Source organism: Moritella sp. 24 (assembly GCF_018219155.1).
GTDB lineage: Bacteria > Pseudomonadota > Gammaproteobacteria > Enterobacterales > Moritellaceae > Moritella.
The window spans coordinates 3,304,225-3,325,682 of the sequence record NZ_CP056123.1 but is presented as its reverse complement, the minus strand read 5'-3'; the positions used below and the strand labels follow the sequence as shown (position 1 = coordinate 3,325,682).

The 21,458-nt window shown below is 41.4% G+C and carries 18 protein-coding genes; 15 read left to right on the top strand and 3 right to left on the bottom strand.

The genetic code is table 11. The features are described from left to right. The first annotated feature begins 12 nt into the window (after positions 1 to 12). A complete protein-coding gene (locus HWV00_RS14775; protein ID WP_211682478.1) occupies positions 13 to 1,230 on the top strand; it encodes a Xaa-Pro peptidase family protein in 1,218 nt (405 codons plus the stop codon). A gap of 187 nt (positions 1,231 to 1,417) precedes the next feature. On the opposite strand, the gene gfa is transcribed toward HWV00_RS14775, so the two are convergent. From gfa to HWV00_RS14760, 3 genes are all read right to left on the bottom strand, one after another. Then, entirely contained in the window at positions 1,418 to 2,023 is a 606-nt protein-coding gene (gene gfa, locus HWV00_RS14770) for an S-(hydroxymethyl)glutathione synthase (protein ID WP_211682476.1), read from the bottom strand. Between the two features lie 12 nt (positions 2,024 to 2,035). After that, positions 2,036 to 2,431, bottom strand: a complete 396-nt coding sequence (locus HWV00_RS14765) for a hypothetical protein (protein ID WP_211682474.1) — start codon at positions 2,429 to 2,431, stop codon at positions 2,036 to 2,038. A gap of 387 nt (positions 2,432 to 2,818) precedes the next feature. Then, positions 2,819 to 3,325 (bottom strand): hypothetical protein, encoded by a 507-nt coding sequence (locus HWV00_RS14760; protein WP_211682471.1) that lies wholly within the window; start codon positions 3,323 to 3,325, stop codon positions 2,819 to 2,821. Between the two features lie 631 nt (positions 3,326 to 3,956). Between HWV00_RS14760 and HWV00_RS14755 the strand changes: the two genes are divergently transcribed. From HWV00_RS14755 to HWV00_RS14690, 14 genes are all read left to right on the top strand, one after another. Then, on the top strand, positions 3,957 to 5,303 hold the full coding sequence (locus tag HWV00_RS14755; RefSeq protein ID WP_211682469.1) for an ImpA family type VI secretion system protein: 1,347 nt from the start codon (positions 3,957 to 3,959) through the stop codon (positions 5,301 to 5,303). 39 nt (positions 5,304 to 5,342) lie between these two features. After that, complete coding sequence (locus tag HWV00_RS14750) at positions 5,343 to 5,861, top strand: type VI secretion system tube protein Hcp (RefSeq protein WP_043993693.1); 519 nt, start codon at positions 5,343 to 5,345, stop codon at positions 5,859 to 5,861. A gap of 67 nt (positions 5,862 to 5,928) precedes the next feature. Beyond that, the gene (gene tssB, locus HWV00_RS14745) at positions 5,929 to 6,438 is read left to right on the top strand and encodes a type VI secretion system contractile sheath small subunit (RefSeq protein WP_211682467.1); all 510 of its coding nucleotides are present in this window, start codon (positions 5,929 to 5,931) and stop codon (positions 6,436 to 6,438) included. Continuing rightward, on the top strand, positions 6,438 to 7,919 hold the full coding sequence (tssC, locus tag HWV00_RS14740) for a type VI secretion system contractile sheath large subunit (RefSeq protein WP_211682465.1): 1,482 nt from the start codon (positions 6,438 to 6,440) through the stop codon (positions 7,917 to 7,919). The genes tssB and tssC overlap by 1 nt, the downstream gene beginning before the upstream one ends. A gap of 43 nt (positions 7,920 to 7,962) precedes the next feature. Beyond that, a complete protein-coding gene (locus tag HWV00_RS14735) occupies positions 7,963 to 9,333 on the top strand; it encodes a type VI secretion system contractile sheath domain-containing protein (protein ID WP_255554592.1) in 1,371 nt (456 codons plus the stop codon). A gap of 2 nt (positions 9,334 to 9,335) precedes the next feature. Then, positions 9,336 to 9,758 carry a type VI secretion system baseplate subunit TssE gene (gene tssE, locus HWV00_RS14730; protein WP_211682463.1) on the top strand — a complete coding sequence of 141 codons (423 nt, stop codon included), beginning with the start codon at positions 9,336 to 9,338 and terminating at the stop codon, positions 9,756 to 9,758. Further along, positions 9,751 to 11,535, top strand: a complete 1,785-nt coding sequence (gene tssF / locus HWV00_RS14725) for a type VI secretion system baseplate subunit TssF (RefSeq protein WP_211682461.1) — start codon at positions 9,751 to 9,753, stop codon at positions 11,533 to 11,535. Before tssE ends, tssF begins: the two co-directional genes overlap by 8 nt. Continuing rightward, the gene (locus HWV00_RS14720; RefSeq protein ID WP_211682458.1) at positions 11,517 to 12,497 is read left to right on the top strand and encodes a type VI secretion system baseplate subunit TssG; all 981 of its coding nucleotides are present in this window, start codon (positions 11,517 to 11,519) and stop codon (positions 12,495 to 12,497) included. Before tssF ends, HWV00_RS14720 begins: the two co-directional genes overlap by 19 nt. Positions 12,498 to 12,505: 8 nt before the next feature. Beyond that, positions 12,506 to 15,115 carry a type VI secretion system ATPase TssH gene (gene tssH / locus HWV00_RS14715; RefSeq protein WP_211682456.1) on the top strand — a complete coding sequence of 870 codons (2,610 nt, stop codon included), beginning with the start codon at positions 12,506 to 12,508 and terminating at the stop codon, positions 15,113 to 15,115. A 63-nt stretch (positions 15,116 to 15,178) separates the two neighbouring features. Next, the gene (locus HWV00_RS14710) at positions 15,179 to 16,333 is read left to right on the top strand and encodes a D-alanine--D-alanine ligase (RefSeq protein ID WP_211682454.1); all 1,155 of its coding nucleotides are present in this window, start codon (positions 15,179 to 15,181) and stop codon (positions 16,331 to 16,333) included. 8 nt (positions 16,334 to 16,341) lie between these two features. Beyond that, positions 16,342 to 18,564: an MFS transporter gene (locus tag HWV00_RS14705; protein WP_255554591.1), complete on the top strand. Its 2,223-nt coding sequence runs from the start codon at positions 16,342 to 16,344 to the stop codon at positions 18,562 to 18,564. Continuing rightward, on the top strand, positions 18,561 to 19,697 hold the full coding sequence (locus HWV00_RS14700) for an ABC transporter substrate binding protein (RefSeq protein WP_211682452.1): 1,137 nt from the start codon (positions 18,561 to 18,563) through the stop codon (positions 19,695 to 19,697). Before HWV00_RS14705 ends, HWV00_RS14700 begins: the two co-directional genes overlap by 4 nt. Further along, the gene (locus HWV00_RS14695; RefSeq protein ID WP_255554589.1) at positions 19,694 to 20,434 is read left to right on the top strand and encodes an ABC transporter substrate-binding protein; all 741 of its coding nucleotides are present in this window, start codon (positions 19,694 to 19,696) and stop codon (positions 20,432 to 20,434) included. The genes HWV00_RS14700 and HWV00_RS14695 overlap by 4 nt, the downstream gene beginning before the upstream one ends. A 1-nt stretch (position 20,435) precedes the next feature. Continuing rightward, the gene (locus tag HWV00_RS14690) at positions 20,436 to 21,458 is read left to right on the top strand and encodes a type VI secretion system-associated FHA domain protein (protein WP_211682450.1); all 1,023 of its coding nucleotides are present in this window, start codon (positions 20,436 to 20,438) and stop codon (positions 21,456 to 21,458) included.

Below are 21,458 nucleotides of genomic sequence, written 5' to 3'. Positions count from 1 at the left end.
ACAAGGATTTTTATGACTATTGGTATTGGTGGTTCAACTGCTGAATTAGAATTAGCTAAACTGGCAGATATGACTGCGGGCGTTGCGGCGATCTCATTACAAGAATTTAATGATCGTATCGAACAAGCACAAGCAATAATGCAACGCGAAGGTATTAACGCTATTTACCTTAATGCAGGTACAAATTTGTACTACTTCACTGGTATGCGCTGGGGTGCGGGTGAACGATTAGTTGGCGCTATATTACCAGCTGTGGGTGACGTACAGTTTATTGCACCTCGTTTTGAACAAGATACCATTAATGAATTTATGGTTGTAAAAGGCCCATTACATTGCTGGCATGAACATGAAAATCCAGCGCAATTATTTGGTGAGGTCCTTGCGCAACTTGATATTACCGACGGTACTGTCGGTATTGATGAAGCAACAGCCTTCTTTATGTTTAACAACATTCGTCATGCGAACCCACAGTTTGAATATATCGATGCGAAGGTTGTGACTGCAGGTTGTCGTCAACAAAAGTCAGACACTGAAATTGCTTTATTACAACGTGCGAAAGATATGACGTTAGAAGTACACAAAGCAGCTGCACGTATTTTACGTTTAGATATTTGTACGACGGAAGTAGAAGAGTTCATTCATCAAGCACATAAAGTGGTTGGCGCACCTAAAGGTTCTTATTTCTGCATCGTATTATTTGGTAAAGCGAGTTCGTTCCCGCACGGTGTTAAAGATGCGCAGTTCTTGAAACAAGATGATGTGGTATTGATTGATACGGGTTGCCAGCTACATGGTTACAATTCAGATATCACTCGTACTTATGTATTTGGTGAAGCAAGTGACGAAGTACGCGCTGCTTGGTTAAGTGAAAAGAATGCCCAACAAGCTGCGTTTGATGCCGCTCAGATTAATGTACCTTGTCAGGATGTGGATGCTGCCGCACGTGTATCACTGGAAGCTGATGGTTTTGGTCCGGGTTATGATTTGCCGGGACTACCGCACCGTACTGGTCATGGTATTGGCTTAGATATTCATGAATGGCCATATTTAGTGGGTAACGATACTACGCCGTTAGCTAAAGGTATGTGTTTCAGTAATGAACCTATGTTAGTGATCCCGGGTAAGTTCGGAATTCGTCTAGAAGATCATTTTTATATGACTGACGCAGGACCGGAGTGGTTCACGCAACCATCACATTCGATTGATGACCCATTTGGTTATGAAGCTTAATTGCTTATGTGTTAATTTTTTATAAGTTAAGAGCTTATAAGTTAACTTTTTATAAGTTAAGAGTTTATAAGTAAGTGTGACTTATAAATGAAAATAAAAAAGCCCGTTAGACGAATCTAGCGGGCTTTTTTCATATTTGGCATTAGGTATTAACGGTTTTATTCAGTACTTTATTATCTAAAGTTAACTATTTACTGTTTGCAACGTGTGTTGCAATCACATCCATTAATGTTGGCGATAGGCAGTCGTAAGACTCAAGGCCTAATGCGTTCAGTTGTGCTCTGATTGCAGCCATGTCTTTTGGATCTGTACCTGTTTCAATGATTGATGAAACAAATGCAGCGAACTCCGGTGCAGACCAACCTTTATCAGCAGACAGTTCAGTATGAACGAAGTCTAGACCGAAGAATGGGTGTGTTTTATCTTCAATGCGACCGTACATATGTACGCCACAGCCATTACACGCAAAGCGTTGGATTGTTGCAGTATCATCAACCACTTTCAGTTTTGAACGGTTGCTTGTTACGCTTAATTTATCTTTTGAAACAACAGCTACTTGTGAGAATAAAGCACCTTTAGGTTTCCAGCATTTTGAACAACCACAAGCATGGTTATGTGCTGTTTGGCTATCAATTTTTACTGTTACTTTATTGCTGCTACATTGGCACTGTAATGTACCGCCGTTGAAGTTGTTTGCTGTTGGTGCAATACCACCATCCATTGCTGGGTGGATCTTGATATTGCTTGTTGTGCAAAATGCACTTTTACATTTTTTGATGATTTTATTTATCATGTTCAATTCCAATTAGTTTGATGCAGGTGCGAAAGATGAATCTGCACTTCTGTGTGCGGTATAGATAGCTTCGCCATTACTCTCTGCATCAAATATCACGACTGTATATGGTGAGAATAGTAGTACATCACCAACTTCTGCAACGTACTTGTTGTTGTCTGTATCACGAACAACAATCTTACCTTTGGTGATTACTTTGTATTCTACTGAATCGTAAGCGTATTCAAATTCAACACCAGGTTCCATTGTAAAGTGACCAATCGTTAATGCGTTGCTATTGTTGGTAACAGCAACTTCAGCCATGTCACTTTTTAGGCCTTCAACTTCAAGTAATTTGCTTAAGTCATTTAATTTGAATGAACCAGACTTTAAAAGAAAAATACCTGGTTTGTTTGTTAATGTAGACATTTAATATCCTTTATTTAATCACGTCACATGAGTGCTGATTATTGAGTTTGGAAAGTTGTTTCGGTTTCGATGAGGGCATTCTACATTTGGGCGAGAACAAAACAATACGCTGAAATGGTAAAAGATTGTTACCTTAAAGGTAATAATGTGGCTGTAAGTTGTTGTTGATTTACTGATTGATGTTGAATTTAAAGGTAATTGTGATGGTATATTGATTTTATATGCTGCCATCATTTAAATATTTAGGTGAGGATTATGTGTAATTTGATGTGAATATTGAGTGTAAGAACCTAATCTGGATTGGTTAACTGCTTCGTGTAGGAGGATAATAGTCTATTCAGTGCTAAATAGACTACTGATTTTCTTAAATCATATAAGGAGGGTTATTTAAAATGTATCCATCTCCATACTGTCAGGTTGCTTCAATACTACTTTTAGATGTTTCATTACTACAGGTGTTTTCACTTGGTGCTGCATTTTTACCGCCTGTATAAACGCTTCATTTTCATGATTTATATAATCCATTAATCCATCCGCTAATTGAATATAGAAGTGCGCTTTAACAAATTTTCGTAGCGTCTTTTCCGTTACTTCGGAGTTAATCTCTTTAGAATATATATCAGCGGTGTGATATAGCGTTAATGCGGCGTCTAAAATCTCGCCTGAGGTTTTATCATGACCGAGTTTTTTGATACCAGCGCTAAGAAGTGAGCCTACATAAGGTGCCTTTCCCACCACGTAAGCAGCCGCAGCTACAGCAATTTTTTTTGCATTCTTCTTTCTCATTCGAGCTGAGAACTCAAGCTTTACCGTGTCAAACGCCTTATGAACAAATGAGTCTATCGCTTCTTGTTCAACTTTTAACTGACGATCTAATTCTATATTTGAAAGCATAATATATCCTTACGTTTAGACGAGTGATTACCGAAAACCACAGTGAAATAGAAAATGTAAATATATTAATAATTATATTTTTAATATATTTAAGCAATGCTGAATTGTTATATTTAAATATAACAATGAAATACTTCAATTAAATAACTGTACTGCTATTTAATATTATTTCAATGTATTTATTTTGATTTTTAATTAGGAAAGCAATTAGTGTCACTACTCTATAATTGCAGTTGTTATAATTTAATTGTTTAGTTTTTGTTGTTTTAATAACTGTTTATTTAAAAGTGAATAAATTAACTTTACTGTAGGTTATTAATTTGAATAATTTAAAACAATATGTTTACGTGATAAAACTGTGATAGGTTGTGATATTCTCGTGAACACCTCTGCTTATAAGTTGTTGATTTTAATGCGATTGGAGTTTTGTGTTGTCATTTTTAAATTAAATTAAATATATCTGTATAATTATCCCCCTTCTTTTTTAAAGCATTTTTTATTATATTGCCTATCCCCATTGGGTTATTAAACTTACGTTGGTTACATCCCTTACATCCCCTTACTATAAGTTTATTTACAACGGATCCTCCTGTTGGAACAATGGGTCTAAATTAAATAGGTCAGAACAAATATGTTATTCAATCAGACATTACATGAGTCACTTTTATTACCAATTGATGATGACCAATTTTGTGGGATTTATTTAAAATCAGACAAACAAAAATTTAGACCGCTTAGAAATGAATTTAATGTTGCGCAAACATCTCAACGTCAATTAATGCAGACACCTGATCCTGCAGAAATGGATAGTTTACAAGATGCCAACATTGAACATTGGCGTTCGTTATCAAGCAGTTTGGTTGAAATATTTAGAACGACATCTAAAGATATTGAGCTAGCGGGCTGGATGCTAGCAGCTCAGATAGTCATTGACCCCGCGTTAAACGGGTTGCGTGAAGCAAGTCAATGGTTACAAGCACTTGTTGAAGGGCATTGGGACAATGTTCATCCCGTACTCCCTGACAATAAAATAAAGTCAGAAAGTGACAAGTTAAAAGAAATTAACGCATTCAAAGTGAAGGGTTTTGTACAACTAGTCGGTGAAAGTGAAGACAGCAGTTTAGTGTACTCACCTTTCTTAATGTTACCGCTAATTGGAGACTTAAATTATTCACGTTATTTAAGTGAAGAGCGTAAAGGCGGTTTACCTGAACTACGTCAGCAGTACCAAAATGTGGCGATGGGTGAGCGGGCTAAAGTAACTAGCTTAATGCAAAATTTAGTGTTGATACGAGAGGCTATACGTGCCGTTGAAACACATGTTGCTAGCGTATGTAAGCAGTATTTACTACCTCAACCTGGTTTTCAATTTGTAATCGGTGTTATTACGAAAATATTGAAAGCGATGGAATACATCTCTGGTTTGAAGAATGAAGAAAAACGCGAGACTAAGGCTGATACACAATCTGAAACCGATGAAGTTAATCATGTTGATGGGAGTGAACAGGGTATGTCAGAGCAAGAAAATAACGCTACTGCTTACGGTGCAATCGGCACGTTAGCTGGCCAGAATCAAGCTTTTAGTCGTGATGATGCGTTTCATCAATTACGTACTTTAGCGGATTATTTTAAGAAGTCAGAGCCACATAGTCCGGTCTCTTATTTGTTAGAAAAAGCAATTCGATGGGGCTATTTGTCTCTGCCTGAATTGATGTCGGAGTTGTTGTTAAATCAAGAGGATACGATTAAGCAGGTGTTTCATTTCTCTGCACTTGATGAGAATGGAGACACGAATGTTATCGCGCCTACTCACAACAATGTTTTACCAGCATCGAATCTTAAAGGGGCTGTTCAACACACAATGAATACGGTTAGTGCAGCATCGAACCACTCTGTTTCGAACAATGTAGCTAACGTATCTGTAGAAAAAACTCAAGAAGAACCAGTATCTACCTCGAGCAGTAATTCTCTCTGGTAATTGGTTTTCAATCCCAAGTAGAAATAAGTGAGGAATATCATGGCTAGTATATATATGAGAGTTGATGGCGTTAAAGTTAAAGGTGGCGCAACAATTGAAGGTTTACCACAAGATGGTTGGTTTGCTTTGAATTCATATAGCTGGGGCGCTGTGCGTCAAGTAGCAATGGAAATTGGTAGCGGTAACAATGCTGACTCAGGCATGGTTGCTATGAGCGAAGTAAGCATTACAAAAGAACTTTGTGGCGCTTCTGAAGATCTTCTGTCGTTCCTATTCAGTCCAGGTGTTGAAGGTAAAAACGTTGATATCGTATTTACTAAAGCGGCACGTGATGGTTCTGGTGCTGAAATCTATTATCAAGTAGGCCTGAAGAAAGCACGTGTTGTTTCATACAACCTAAGTGGCAGTGATGGTTCTCAACCGTTTGAAAGCATCTCACTTTCTTACATCCAAGTTGATAAGAAACATCGTCATGAACTTGATGGCGGTAAGCTAGAAGACGGTGGTCTTGTTTCTTACAACGTTCCACAAGGTAAGTTAATTTCTGGAACTAAATAATTTTGACCGGTGTGTTGCTTAGGTGGCACACCGCTTTATTTTTGTTAAAAATAAAAGGTAGGGAAGCATGGCTCTCAACTCACAACATAAGCGTATAAGTAAAAACCGCGTCAGTATCACCTATGATGTTGAAACTAATGGCGCAACAGAAACCAAAGAATTGCCCTTTGTCGTTGGTGTTATTGGTGACTTCTCTGGTCATAAAGCTGAAAGTGATAAAATTGACCTAGAAGAACGTGAGTTCACTGGTGTTGATAAAGATAATTTTGATGCTGTGATGGGACAGATTAGCCCGTCATTGTCATATAAAGTTGACAACAAATTAGCAAATGATGATAGCCAATTTGAAGTTAACTTGAAGTTAAGTTCGATGAATGATTTTCATCCTGAACGCTTGGTTCAACAAATTGATCCCCTAAAACAATTGGTTGAAACACGTAACCAGTTAAAAGAATTATTAAGCAAAGCGGATCGCTCACGTGATCTAGAACGCTTATTGAAAGAAGTACTACAAAGTACAGATTCAATTCAACATTTAGCTGAAGAGCTAGGTGTAAAAACTGGGGAGACTGAATAATGAGCACGGAACAACAAGCTGCAACAGAACAAGCCGGTGCTGTAGAAGGTGAATTAAACTTTCTTGACCGCGCTATTTCAGCAACAACACAGACACCTGCAGACACAACAAAAGAATTGCTATCTGTACTCACTTCACAAGCGCTAGACGGTACTGTTACTTGGGATAAAAACCTAACGCTAACAATCGAAAAAGCGATTTCTGCATTAGACGTAAAAATCTCAGATCAGCTTTCAACAGTGATGCAAAACAAGGCGTTCCAAAAGCTGGAAGGTACTTGGTTAGGTCTGCAAAAATTAGTTAAAAACAGCGAATTAGGCCCAGACTTAAAAATTAAGCTTGCGGACTACACAAAAGACGAATTATTAGAACAATTTGAAGATGCGCCAGCGATTGATCGTAGCCGCTTCTTTACGATGATTTATCAAGAAGAATTTGGTACTGCCGGTGGTCAACCTTACGGTGCCTTGCTTGGTGATTACGAATTTGGTTATGGCGATGAAGATGTCGCGTTAATGCGTTATATGGGCGAAGTTGCTGCAGCATCTCATGCCCCATTCGTTGCTGCTGCAAATGCGAGCATGTTTGATTTTGATTCATTCGTTAACTTTAACGAAGGCAAGCCAGTTGCCGCAGGTTTTGATTCTCCAGCTTACGCTAGCTGGAATGCATTCCGTGAAAGTGATGATTCGCGTTATGTTGCATTAACACTACCAAAAACAATCGCACGTCTACCATACGGTAAACAAACAGTACCTGTTAAGTCATTCGATTTTGAAGAGTTGAAACATGACGCAAATGGTAACGCTTACCCTGAAACGCAAGATGATCTTGTGTGGAGCAATGCTGCATTTGAATACGGTTTATTGTTAACACAAGCTTATACACAATTTGGTTGGTGTACTGCTATCCGTGGTAACGATAATGGCGGTAAAGTTGAAAACCTACCGAACTTTACTTACTACACACCAGCGGGTGATTTAGTTCAACAATGTCCATCTGAAGTAAATCTAACAGATGAACGTGAAAAAGAACTGAGTGACTTAGGTTTCTTACCGTTAGTGCATTATAAAAATACGAGCTACGCGGTATTTATGGGTGCTCAAACGGCGCATAAACCAAAAACGTATACCGATCCTGATGCAACATCAAACGCTGCTATTTCAGCTCGTTTACCTTACACAATGGCAAGTAGCCGTATCGCACAGTACCTAAAAGTAATGGGCCGTGATCGTGTAGGTTCTAACTTAGATCCGGATAACATTGAAAAAGAATTAAGCAACTGGATCCACCAGTATGTTAATCCAAGTGCTATTGGCAATGAAGCAAAATCAACACATCCGTTGGTTGAAGCAAAAGTAACAGTTGAAGAACAAGTGGGTCGCCCTGGTTGTTATTCTGCCGTGGCTTATCTACGTCCTTGGTTACAAATGGAAGAGCTATCATCGTCATTACGTATGGTTGCTAATATTCCAGGTTAATAGTTGATGCCCGGGGGAATTCCCTCGGGTTGTTGAGGTTGTTATGAGTACATTAAATATAACATCATCCGCCAACGTCCTGACGGATGCAGGGCTGTGGCGGATGCTGTTAAACCATGCTCAGAACGATAATCGTTCAGAATTCAAATCACAGTTAAGCAAACTGATCACGCAACTTGATGATGTGATGAGCGAACAGCTTTCTGCCATTATGCAAGCACCTGATTTCAAAGCGCTAGAAGCACACTGGTTAGGGCTACATAGCTTAGTTTTGCTGCCTGTTTCACAACGCCGTGTACACGTTAAGTTATTAGATCTTAGCTGGGACATGGTGTCTGCCGATCTTAATCAATCTTTTGATGTTACTCGCAGTGCGCTATATCAAAAAATATACGCAAAGGAACTCGATACCGCAGGCGGTCACCCGTTTGGATTGTTGGTTGTTGATCATCTGATTCAATCTGATTTAGACGACGATGCTGATTTTGATGATCTATACACGTTACAGCTATTAGGTGAATTAGGCGAACGCGCACTGTGTCCTGTCAGTCTTGGCGTTGACCCCTATTTCTTTGGTGACGAACCTGCGCGATTAATGCCTGATCATCAGCGTATACAGCGTATTTTAAGCAGTTCAGATTTACAAAGTTGGCAGTTATTACGCTCTCATAGCGCGAGTCGTTTTTTAAATTTGGTGTTACCAGAATACCATTTAAGAAACCCTTATCAGCATTATCAAGCAGGGTTTGTGTTTAACGAACGCGCATTGACGGAACATGTCTTGTGGGGAAATGCAGCCTATTTATTGGCTGCAAACGTGATCCGTGAATTTGATCGTATTAGTTGGTTTGGTTTTTTACGTGCTTACGATGAAAACGGACGTTACGGTGCGATCGTACAAATGGGGCATGACCTGCAAGATCCATTGTTGTCACGGATTGATCTGTTTAGTGAAGATGATGACTTTTGGTCGACACAAGGGTTTGTACCTTTATCAAGTGTTTATCTTAGTGGTCAAAAAGGTATTTTCAGTAATCAGTCTGTGTGGAAGGCAACGACTGAAACTGAAAAAATGAGTGGCATGTTACAGACCAACCTCATGGCTTGCCGTTTTGGGCATTACATTAAAGCGCAGATCCGTGACCAAATTGGTAGTTTTGATAGCCCGTCTACATGCCAGCGTTCGTTAGAGAAATGGCTAAATCAATATATCAGCGGCGTTGATTTTGGTGACGAGTCTGTTATGGCCCGTTATCCCCTTAAACGTGCGGATGTTCACTTTACTCAAGACGTGTTTGATCCAACCAAATATCGTTGCCAGATCAACCTGCAACCGCAATATCAATATGAAATGTTAGACACACACATTGTTCTGCTTACAGACGTACCCGCAACAAAATTAGGGGAACAATAATCATGAGTTTATTTGCAAAAATGAAAGGTGATTGGACTGCGAATATTGATGATCTTCGTGATGCCATTATTGAAAATATCGCGTCATTACTCTCTGCTAAATCGCCAATTTGGGGTGACGATGATGTGGCGAAATACACGAACGAATCTATCGCGCTATTAGGCATGAGTCATGCGGTAAGAGGGCAGAATAGAGCCAATAGTGAACATATTTTACAAAATGTGAAGCAGTTAATTACGACATTCGAACCCCGCATTAAGGAGCTTAATGTTGAGTTAGAAGAAGAGTCTGTTGTTACCAATAAACTGAAGTTTAGAATCGAAGGCGTGATTGTTAGTGAATTTGGTGAAGAGCTTGTCGTATTTGATTCAAGTTTAGATTTTACCACAAGCAGTGTCGACGTAAGGAAAACTAACTTTGTCTGAATCATTATTAAGTTACTTCGAGCAAGAGTTAGCATTTATTCGTCAAGACGCGGGTAATTTTGCGCAACGTCATCCGGGTGCTGCTAAATCGCTTGGGATCAGCCGCGACAGTATTGATGATCCGCAAGTGACGCGTCTTATTGATAGCGTAGCCCTGTTGAATGCCCGCTTGCAACAGCGTTTAGATGAAGATTATCCGCAGTTAACGGATAGCTTGTTACAACTTTTATTTCCTCATTATCTACGCCCTGTACCAGCTTATAGCATGGTGAAAATGCAGCCTCATGAAGAAGTGACTGCAAAGTATAGCTTACCGCGCGGTACGCATTTAGGACTTGATGATGTTGATACCGATACTTTAGTGTTCCGAACGACACAAGATGTTGATCTATATCCTATCAACTTAACGGATTGTGTCGCCTCTATTGCGCCCTTTGATATTCAAAAACCCAAAGGTGCTGAGCATGCGAAAGCGATGCTTGAACTGACACTTACCACGACAGATCCAACGATCCTGTTTTCTGACTTAGATCTAACAGCTTTATCGTTATTCTTACGCGGTGAAACATCAACAATATTACGCCTTTACGATCACTTGTTTTCTGGGATCCAGCAGATCGCCATTCAATATGATGACAGCGTTATTTTATTGGGGGCGGACGCCCTTTTACCCGTTGGTTTTGAAGAACAAGAGTTTGTCTTGCCTTATAGCGTGCGCAGTTTCGGTGGCTTTAAGTTATTAACCGAATTCTTTATGTTCACAGAACGATTTCATGCAATTAAGTTAGCGCTATCATCGGTGTTGCAAGCGGTTGATACCAATACAGTTAAAATTCAGTTGTTTTTAGACGACATGCCGGTGGAGTTGGCCCGTAGTTTAGGCGTGAATAATTTTCATTTATTTTGTTCGCCCATTATTAATTTGCAGTCAATTACCGCCGAACCGTTACGTGTCGATTTTACTCAATCGCAGTACCCAATCATGTTGGATGTTGGCGGTCAGGCGCAGTTGCAGTTATTTTCGGTCGATGATGTGACGGACGTAACTGAACAGAAACCCCGAAATGTACCACCGCTCTACGGTGAAAAATTTAATGGGTCTGAAATAGGACTGCGTTGGCAGTTGTCGCAGTCTGAAAATATGAGTGACCAGTCGGTATCGAGTGCGTTACGTGTTGCAAATTTAGATCACAGTCATGTGGATAACGCTGCACACACTTGGTTAATTTCGACCACTTGCACGAACGGTAATGCGGCGAGCCAATTGACGACGTCTTGTCAGCTACATTGTCACGATTCAATTTCGTTACCTGCTGATTTGACTTTGTTACGTCGTCCGACCAAGCAAACTAATATCAACACTGGTGAGCAAGGTGCATGGCCGTTATTGGCACATTTACATTTTAACTATCAAGCCCTGTTTGGTAGTGATGATCCCGTGTCGGCCTTAAAAACCATGCTGCAACTTTATAACCACAACAATAGTGCTAAAAACAGCGCTTATATCGAATCAATTCAAGGCTTATCACAAGCACATATTGTTGCACCAGTACGTATTTCCGGAAAAAGCTGTTTTGCTAATGGCACGCGATTGAGTGTGACAATCAACCCTGCGGGTCTTGCTGGCGGGGTTGAGCTACTTGCTCAATTGTTGGATCGTTTTTTTGCGTATTTCTCTGGTTTTAACAGTTTTACACAAGTGGTTATATTGCTTGATGGTCGCGAAGGCGAATACCGTGTTTTCCCACGGAGGCTTGGATGCAAAAATCTATATTAGGCTCGTTACGTTGCGCGCCTTATCAGTTTGAATTACCGCAGGCAATGCAGCTCGTGAAGCATCATGCGGCTAATTTAGGTACGCGTCCAGAGCTTAATTTTATTACGCATTTACTGCCGTCATACCATCAATCAGACATCGTTGAGGTTCAGCAATACACGGACAACTCATGGCATTTTACGTGTGATTTACCTGCGCTTTCTGGTAGTCAGGGGGTTATGCCTCGGTATAACTATAGCGAAGCATTACGTGAGTCATTTGAACAAGGAAATAGTGCGTTAGTCGATTTTTTGGATGGCTTTAATAATCGTTATTTTCGTCTTTATTGTCAGACTGCGATCAAGAACAACATCGTTATCCAAGCGGAAGATGCGCACTTTAGCTGGAACCGTCACCACCAATCTCTCACGGTGATGCTCTCTAGCCTTGCGGGTGACACGAGTATTAATACTGCGTTACCACAAGGACACCTTATTCAATACACCGGGTTAATGGGATTGAAGGTGACATGTTTAACAACACTTAAGCACTTATTAGCAGATTACTTCGGGTATGAATTTGAAGTTGACCATGGCGATATTGAATATCAACCGTTATTAGGGTGTTGCTTGACGCACTTAGGTGCTACCGGACAAAACAATCAGTTGGGTTTCGATGCCTTGTTGGGGAAAAGTGCAGTCACCGCATTTCAACAACTTGACGTTAAAGTGAAACCCAATCATCACGACTTTGAAAAGCTCAATCAAAATGAAGTATTGAACGATGCCATCGACGCATTTATTCGCCATTACATGGGCTCGAATATCAAAATCAACTTAGCAATGAAAGTGGCGGGACAACAGCTACCTGTTTGCCAGCTAACGCGAAATGCGAGTAATGGTGTGCGATTAACCCAGTCTGCGTGGTTGGCATCAACCGAAACAACACAACAGTACGTGGTTATGCCACTCAAACAAAAATAGGAAACTGCATGATTAACGTTGAATTACAAAAACTAGTAACGCGATTAACACCAACATTAAAGAGTGCACTCGAGCAGGCTGCTGCAGATTGTATGGCTCGAACACATTTCAGCGTCGATGTTGAACATTGGTTTTATCAATTATTAAATGAGCCAAAATCAGGTTGGCAAAGCGTGTTATCGCAAAGCGGTATTGAACGTGAACAAATTATTGATCTGCTTAATCGTAACTTAAATTGCTTAGCCCGTGGTAACGATAGCTCGCCATCGCTTGCGCCGTCGTTAATTGAACTGCTTAAAGATTGCTGGTTATTAGCATCGCTTAACCACAGCAACGCATCAATTAATGGTTATCACGTGTTGCTGGTACTTAAACAGCGTATTGAACAAGGTGGATACAACGGTGAATTGACCACATGGTTGAACACAGTATCAATTGAATCATTAAAGAGTGTTGCTGCAAAGCAAGGTGCTGAAATAAAAGCGGGTGCAGTACAGCATAATGACATGGCTCAGAGTGAATCTGTTGGTACTGTCGCACTTGATAAGTATACGCACAATTTAACCGAAGCCGCGCGTAAAGGCGAGTTAGACCCTATCTCTGGACGTAACCCTGAGATCCGTAAATCGATTGATATTCTGTGTCGTCGTCGTCAAAACAGCCCAATCCTTGTGGGTGATCCAGGTGTTGGTAAAACTGCGATTGTTGAAGGCCTAGCACAGCAAATTGTTGATGGTAACGTACCGCCGTCATTGATGAATGTAGAGTTACGCACGTTAGACCTGTCTTTATTGCAAGCCGGTGCAAGCATTAAAGGTGAGTTTGAAAACCGCTTGAAAGATGTATTAACGGAAGTGAAGCAATCCGAACGTCCTATCATCGTGTTCATTGATGAAGCGCATACGTTAATTGGCGCAGGTGGAGCTGCAGGACAAAATGATGCGGCGAATTTATTAAAACCTGCTCTCGCGCGTGGTGAATTCAGAACGATTGCTGCAACAACATGGGCTGAATATAAGCAGTACTTTGAAACCGATGCTGCGCTAACGCGTCGTTTCCAGCTTGTTGCCGTGGGTGAACCAAGCGAAGAAGATGCTATTCAAATGCTGCGTGGTGTTGCGGGCAGTTTGCAAAAACACCACAAGGTAACGGTATTGGAAGAAGCTATTGAAGCCGCTGTTCAGTTATCAATACGCTTTTTACCAGAGCGCCAGTTACCGGATAAAGCGATTAGTTTATTAGATACAGCGTGCTCGCGTATTGGTTTGAGCCAGAGTGCATTACCGCAACAATTAGATAGCTTAGCTGAACAGATTCGTTATGCGAACAATGAACGTAGCTCGTTTGAATATGAAGACGCGATGTATGCGAACGGCACTGAAAAATTAGTGGCGATTGAACAAAAATGTAATCAACTTGAGATTGAATACGAAGCGTTAAACTCGCGTTGGACGCTAGAAAAAGACTGTGTGACCGAAATTTTAAGATTGCAGGATGTGATTGCAGAACGTTTTCTTGCAGGCGAACAGGTTGCTGATACGCCAATGCAGACACTGTTAAGCGAAAAAATGACGGAATTACGCAGTATTCAAGGTGAGTCACCTCTGGTTATGCCACAAGTCGATAAGCAGACGATTGCTGAAGTGATAGCGTTATGGACGGGGATCCCCGTGGGCAACATGGTTAAAGATGACGTGAAACGTTTACTTAATCTTGAAGCTGAGCTTGGGCAACGTGTTATTGGTCAACATGCGCCAATTCATGAAATTGCTAAAGCGATCCGTATGTCTCGTGCTGGATTAACTGACCCACGTAAACCGGTCGGTGTGTTCTTAATGTGTGGCCCAAGTGGTGTGGGTAAAACAGAAACTGCGTTGGCATTAACGGATCTACTTTACGGTGGTGAGAAAAATATCACGACTATCAATATGACTGAGTTTAAAGAAGAGCACAAAGTATCAATGCTGCTTGGTTCGCCTGCTGGTTATGTTGGTTACGGTAAAGGTGGTGTGTTAACCGAAGCGGTTCGTAAAAACCCTTACTCGGTCTTGTTACTGGATGAAATGGAAAAAGCGCACCCAGGCGTTCACGATCTATTTTATCAAATCTTTGATAAGGGTACGATTTCAGACAGTGAAGGTCGCGAAATTGACTTCAGAAACACGCTTATCATCATGACATCTAACGCAGCAGACAGTGCGGTTGTTGATGCCTGTCAGATAGAGCGTCCAGAAGTATCGACACTGACTCAGACGATCTCGCCTGTACTACAGCAGCATTTTAAACCTGCCTTTATTGGTCGCACAACTGTCGTGCCATATTTCCCACTTAATGATGATGAGATGGCAGAAATCGCGCGTCTTTCTTTACGTCGAATCGAGAAGAGAGTAAGCAGTTACTACAGTGCTGAGTTTAGTTATGACAGTGACTTAGTGGATTACTTAGTGAGCCAGAATAACTCGCCAGAAACAGGTGCGAGAGCCATTGAGCAAATCATCAATCGTCGATTAGTACCAGAGTTGGCGACGCAATGTATCACCAGAATAAGTGAAGGGGAAAGCATCAGCAGCGTCAATATTAGCGTTGTCGATGGTGCAGTGGCAATTGCCATTCAATAACCCTGAGGCGTGATTAATGTTAATCACGCCATCGTTTAACTTTTGCAGTAAGAAGAGAATATTTTGGAAAAAAGCACATTCACAATCGAACAAATCCAATGGATCCGACGTTCACTTAAAATTGCCGTTGTGCATGGTGGTGAAAAAACACAACCGGATAGCTTTATCTATAAAAATCTGAGCCCGCGTTCAACAAAAACGTATCAGCCAGTAGCTTATGATATTGCCGATGCGTTACGTGAGTCGGGCTTTGAGCATATTGATGTACTACCTGAAAACATGGATTTACCGCAACGTTTAAAAGCACTAAACATTGATTTGGTGATCACCAATAGTGGCGGCCTGCAAGGCTTTGATTCTATGTGTCACTTACCGTCTATGTTGGAAATGCTGGGTGTGCCTTATGTGGGACATGCGCCAATGACGGCTGGCTTGCTTGATAACAAACATTTGTTTAAGCATGAAATAAAAGCGGCTGGCATTCCAACAGCACCTTTTATTACGATTGGTTTAGACGAGTGTGTTACCGATGCGGTTAATAAAGATAAGTTAGATGAAATGGATGCTGATTTCGGTGGCCGATTTATCGTAAAACCTGTGTCAGGCCGTGCATCGGTACATGTTTATCCGGTGTTTGATCGTGCAGAGCTGGCGGCTAAAGTGAAAACGGTGCAGGCCGCGACGAATAATATCGTGATGGTTGAACCTTACCTGTCGGGTCGTGAGTTTGTCGTTGCGGTTGCTGGCTCGGTGATATTTAAAAACGACAAGCTAAACCAATTGGATTCACCTTTTGCCTTTTCTGTGACAGAGCGCGTGCTGGCGGATGATGAGCCTATTTTTACGTCGATGGATGTAAAACCGATTACTGGTGATCGCTTATTAAAAGTGGATGAACCTGAGTTACGTCAGTCATTAATTGATTTAGGTAACAAGATTTATCAGCAACTGGGGTTGGGTACGTTAGTTCGTGTTGATTTACGTATGGACTGCAAGGGCAAATTATATGTGCTTGAAGCGAATCCAAAGCCAGATTTAAAACGTCCTGAAGGCGATAAACTGAGTATCGTTTGTCATGATATTCATAATGAAGGCATGAGCTATCAAGATCTGATCCAATCTTTGGTTTTCAATCGCTTAGTGTATTTACAAGCTCAGCGCCCTGAATCGTTATCCCATTGTTTTAATGATGACTTCTTTAGTCTGAAAAGCGCTTAGGAGCGATAGTGAGAACCGTTAACGATAATCTTCGGCTTACGTTTGGTGTAGCGGTAGTGACGATGTCATTACTGCTTATACTGGTTGTGGGTTATGCACAAGCGCTAAAAAGTCATCGTGAATTATCGACCGACACCATTTTAGCGCAAACGCAAGCGGCTAAATTAGGTATCGAACAGATACTTAATTCGGGCGTGCCTTTACCTGAAATTGCAGGTTTAAATCTGGTGCTAAAGCCGATTGTAAGCTCGAATTCATCGGTTACTGGGTTGGCGTTATTTGCTGGTCGCGATGAGTTGTATCATGCGGGAGAAACCATTCTCGATGATAACTACATTACCATTCCACTCAATAATAAATTCACGCAAGTGGGCTATTTAAAAATTGCATTTAGTCCTGAAAAAGTAGAAGAGGTCGTGACTGATGTTTTTCAACCTATGGTGTGGTTGATTGCCTTTTTACTGGTTTTATTTATTGTGTCAGTGCTTCGAAGCCAGCGCCGAAAAGTGTATTTAACGAGTTTTATTGCCGTGTTTTTTAGCATGGCGATCAGCGTGGTGTTGCTTGTAGGTAGTTTATATCATGATGGTTTACGCAATAAGGCGGTGTCGTTAGCGGATATTGTGAGTCACCGTTTAGCGCCTGTACTGGAATATAATATTGATCAACAGATGGTGACTGGGATTGATAGCATGCTGGATAACTTCCGCAAAGCGAATCCTGAAGTGGCTACCATTGCCGTGTATAAAAATGCCGAGTTAGTGGCTGATTCTCAATATAACCAAAGCAGTATGTTACCGATGTTGGGGCGTACTGGGTGGTTAGATTATAGCTTAACGACCTCTGAATTTGCAGAGGTGCACCTTACTTATCAATCAAGCGTCGTACTGGGTCAGCTAACGAAAGTATTAAAAAATTTCGCTATCTTATTTTTTGCTTGTGGCTTGGTTTGTTTTGCCTTTATCCGTTTACTTGGTGGCGATGCAAATCAATCTTCATCAGATCAAGTGCTTGAACGTCTAAAGCCGTTGTTTTTAGGTGCTGTATTAATGGAGTCCTTGATGGCGCCAATTATGCCGCAGTTCTTAACGTCATTGGCAGAATCGTCAGGGCTTGATGCAAGCACATCCGCTATTTTCTTCACGCTCTACTTTTTAGGTTTTGCCTTAACACTATTGCCTGCTGCACGTTTAATTGAAACCTATGATATTCGCACCGTACTGATATGTGGTGTGTTGTTATCGACGTTAGGCGGCGGCATTTTAAGTGTTAGTGCTGAGGGCAGTATTGTGAGTGTATTGATTGCACGCGTTGTGTCGGGTGTGGGTCAAGCGTTCGTGTTTATTTCAGTACAGGGTTACATTTTACGCTTCAGTGATAAGAAAAATAAAACCCAAGCGGCAGGCATTATTGTCTTTTGTTTTAACGCTGGGTTTATTGCTGGTGCTGCGATTGGCGCACTGTTAGCTAATTACTTTGGTGATCGTGCCATTTTTATGATGGCGACCGCAATTGGCGCTGTGATGACATTATTTAGTTTTGTATTACCGAGTATGAAAGCGTCGACGAAAGCCTCGGGGTCGTTGTTCAATAATATCGCCGTTATGATGCGAGATTCTTGGCGGTTAATGAAAGTTCCTGCGTTTATCCGCACCATGTTATTGGTGGGCATTCCGACGAAAGCGGCGTTAACAGGTGTTGTTTCTTTTGCGGTACCGCTAATGCTTGCAGAGCGTGGTATCAGCAAGGAAAGCATCGGCCAAGTGCTAATGACGTATGCGGCTGTGGTGTTATTGGTGAGCCATAAAGCGGGGCCTTGGGTCGATAAATTAGGTAGTAGTAAATTTGCATTGAGCGTGGGTAATCTACTTGCCGGAGTCGCACTTATTATTCTTGGTACGGCATTTGAAATGGAGGACAGCCTGATGATTGTTGTCTTTACCACTATTTCAATGATGTGTATGGGGTTATCGCATGGTCTTATTAATGCTCCCGTGGTGACGCATGTTGTGAATGCGATGGCTGATAGACAAGAGGTGGATTCTGTTATTGCTGCGACATATCGTTTTCTTGAACGACTGGGGCATGTATCAGGGCCACTTATTGTTGGGCAATTATTATTCTGGGTTGGCGTGGCTTATGCGCTGATCACGCTGGCTATTTTCTTTGTCGTGATAGCCGTGTTGTTTTCTATATTCGATAGACAAATATCTAAGGCGGTAAACGTATGATCCGAATCTTATTAATTTGGGTAGCATGCTGTTTACCAACATATGCAGCGACGGAATGGCCAACATGGTTAGGCGAAGAGTTACAACCTAAAGCCGCCAGCCATTGGCGTGCTGATTCTGTTGCTGAAGGGGTGTCATTTGTGCCTGCGCGTTCATTATCTAAAATTCTGGTGATCGTATCACGTAAGGCTTCTTCTTATGATGTGGCATTAAAAACACTGTTAAACGTATACAGCACGCAATTACCGCAAGTGCAGTGGATGGTTAAGCGCTTACCAGCAGATGATGCCATGTTAGTAAACTTGCTGCATCGCGCCGAGAGCGAAGTTGACTTGGTATATACCTTAGGTTCTAAGGCGACCGTATCTGTGCACAAAGTGTATCAAGGTGGGTTATTACCGGTTGTTTCTGTTAACTCAAAAGATCCGGTGTTATTAGGACTTACGGATGACTATGCCGGTACGGGTAATAACTTTGCGTTCACATCATTGAACCTATTAACGGATGTGACCCTTCGCATCATGCAACGCTTTAATCCGCATTTAAAACAAATTGGTATTTTGTATTCACGTACCAATCAAAGCGCCTATCTAACGCAATTCCTGCCAATGAAGAAATTTGCTGAAAAAGTAGGGCTTACCGTTGTACCTATTGTTGTTGATGAGTCTAAATCGACCATGGGATTAAAGTCGGTAATGGGAACGGCAATGACCACGCTTAAACAAGCGGATCCTGAACTGGATAATACCTTACTTTGGTTAACGGGTAGCTCGTTGTTACTCGCGCGTGTGGATGAAATTAATCAACTTTCAGAGCAATTAGCGCTGATTTCTGCAGTACCTGATGTAGTGAATGGAACGGAGGGCAGTGCGTTAATGTCGTTCGGCGTTAGCTTTGTGAATAATGCGACACAAGCGGCCTTGTATGGTATTCAAATTTTAAAAAGGGAGATTGCAGTTGGGGAACTTCCTGTCGGTGTTATCTCGCCTCCGGATATTTCAATTAGCTTTAAACAAGCTGCCCGTATTAATCAATCAATCCCTTTCGAACTGATGGAAATGGCCAGCGATGTATATGGCATAGAAGGCAGAATGATCCGTTCTAACGGCATGTCGGTGGAGGACGGTCAATGAAAGTAATACACAAGGTAAGCAGAGTAATCATGAACATAACGCCGTTAACACTGGCGTTTAGCTTGTTTTTGGGTGTTTCATTTATGGCAAAAAGTGAAATACGTCCAGAACGATTACTGTTAGCAACACAAGTGTGGAGTCCTTATCAATACCAAGAAAATGGTGAAATGAAAGGACTTGGTATCGTGAAATTAAAATGTATTTTAAAAATGATGAAACAGCCTTATCAAATCACCATGACAGATTGGGACCGCTCTCAAATCCTCACGGAAGTTGGGGAGTTACATGGCCTTTTCCTCGCGTCTAAAAATGACACTCGTGATAAATATGCGGAGTATTCAGCGCCTTTAATGAATCAAACATGGAGTTGGTTTAGTTTGTCAGACGCGATTGATACCAAGGCTCCTCAGTTTAAAAAAGAAGTACCTGTGACCGCATTATTTGGTTCTAACAAATGGCTGTGGTTACAGAAACAGGGTTACCGCGTAGAGAAGAAACCACGTCGTGCTACCGCGCTTATAGAGCTGTTGCTGTCTGGCGAAGTTGGAGCTGTATTGGCGAATGATGTGGTGATGGAAAATGCCATTAACCAATTAGGTATTAGTCATCGCGCAATAACCAAAACTGTGGTGAACGAGAAGCCACTTGGTGTGTATTTTTCGAAGAAATTCACCCAAAAATATCCACTGTTTATCAATGAATTTAACCAAGCCATTGTGGCGTGTGAGGGTCAATAATATGCCGTTATCATTACGAATTATCAGCTCTCCTGATGGAGAACCGATTCCAGAATGGACTGTCAACTTTCCAGATGAAGGAGGGAGCATTGGCCGTGCTTATGGCATGACGATGCAATTATCAGATGCGTCGAGAGAAATCTCGGGTACACATGCACTCATTAATCGTAGCAGCCGTGGTTATCAAATTATGGATGTGAGCACGAATGGTGTGTATCTAAATGGTGCGACAAAACCGTTAGGTGTAAATAACCAATCGACATTGAATGATGGTGATGTGGTGAATGTGGGTAAATATCGCCTAATGGTGTCTTGCTTCACACCGGAGAAAGCGGTTGCAAAAGCGTCGCAGCAGCCTGGAACACAAGGTGCAGATAAACAGTCTCCACTGAATGGTTGGGATGAGGATCCGTTTGGGGATGTTTTACCAACTGCGGGTGTTAATACGCGTTCGGCCGATGAACATAAGAACTCAGCACCTGAACAGCTTGATGATTTTACGATGCCTGAATGGGATTTTACTGATCCTAAAGAAGAGTTGGAAGGCATATTTGAAGACCCGTTTGTCGCGAATGAACCAGTAAAATCGAAAGGGCAAGGCATCCCTCAAAACACCTGGTTAGGTGATGACAGTTTTTCAGATGATCCCTTTGGTGATGACATGCTTAATACCGCATCCGTTGTGATTGATGAAGGCCAACCGTTTACTGATTCGAGTTCACTGTCGCCTTATTCTGCGTTGGAATCACAGCAATTGATGCTATTACAACTTAAGCAACATGACTTGATGGTGCAATCAGCCGAAATGGCGTTAGAGCGGTTACTGTCAGATATTTCGCCAGCGGAGCTAGAAAGTTTCTTTGATGATTTTGCGCCACGACGTTTTTGGCAAAAGAAAGCGAATTATTGGACGCTATACAAACGCTACTTTACTCGCCAAAAAGAGAATAAAGAATGGCAGATGAAATTTAAAGCGTATTTCAGTGAAAGTTTACGTATTAAGCAGTCAATGGGAGACAAGTAA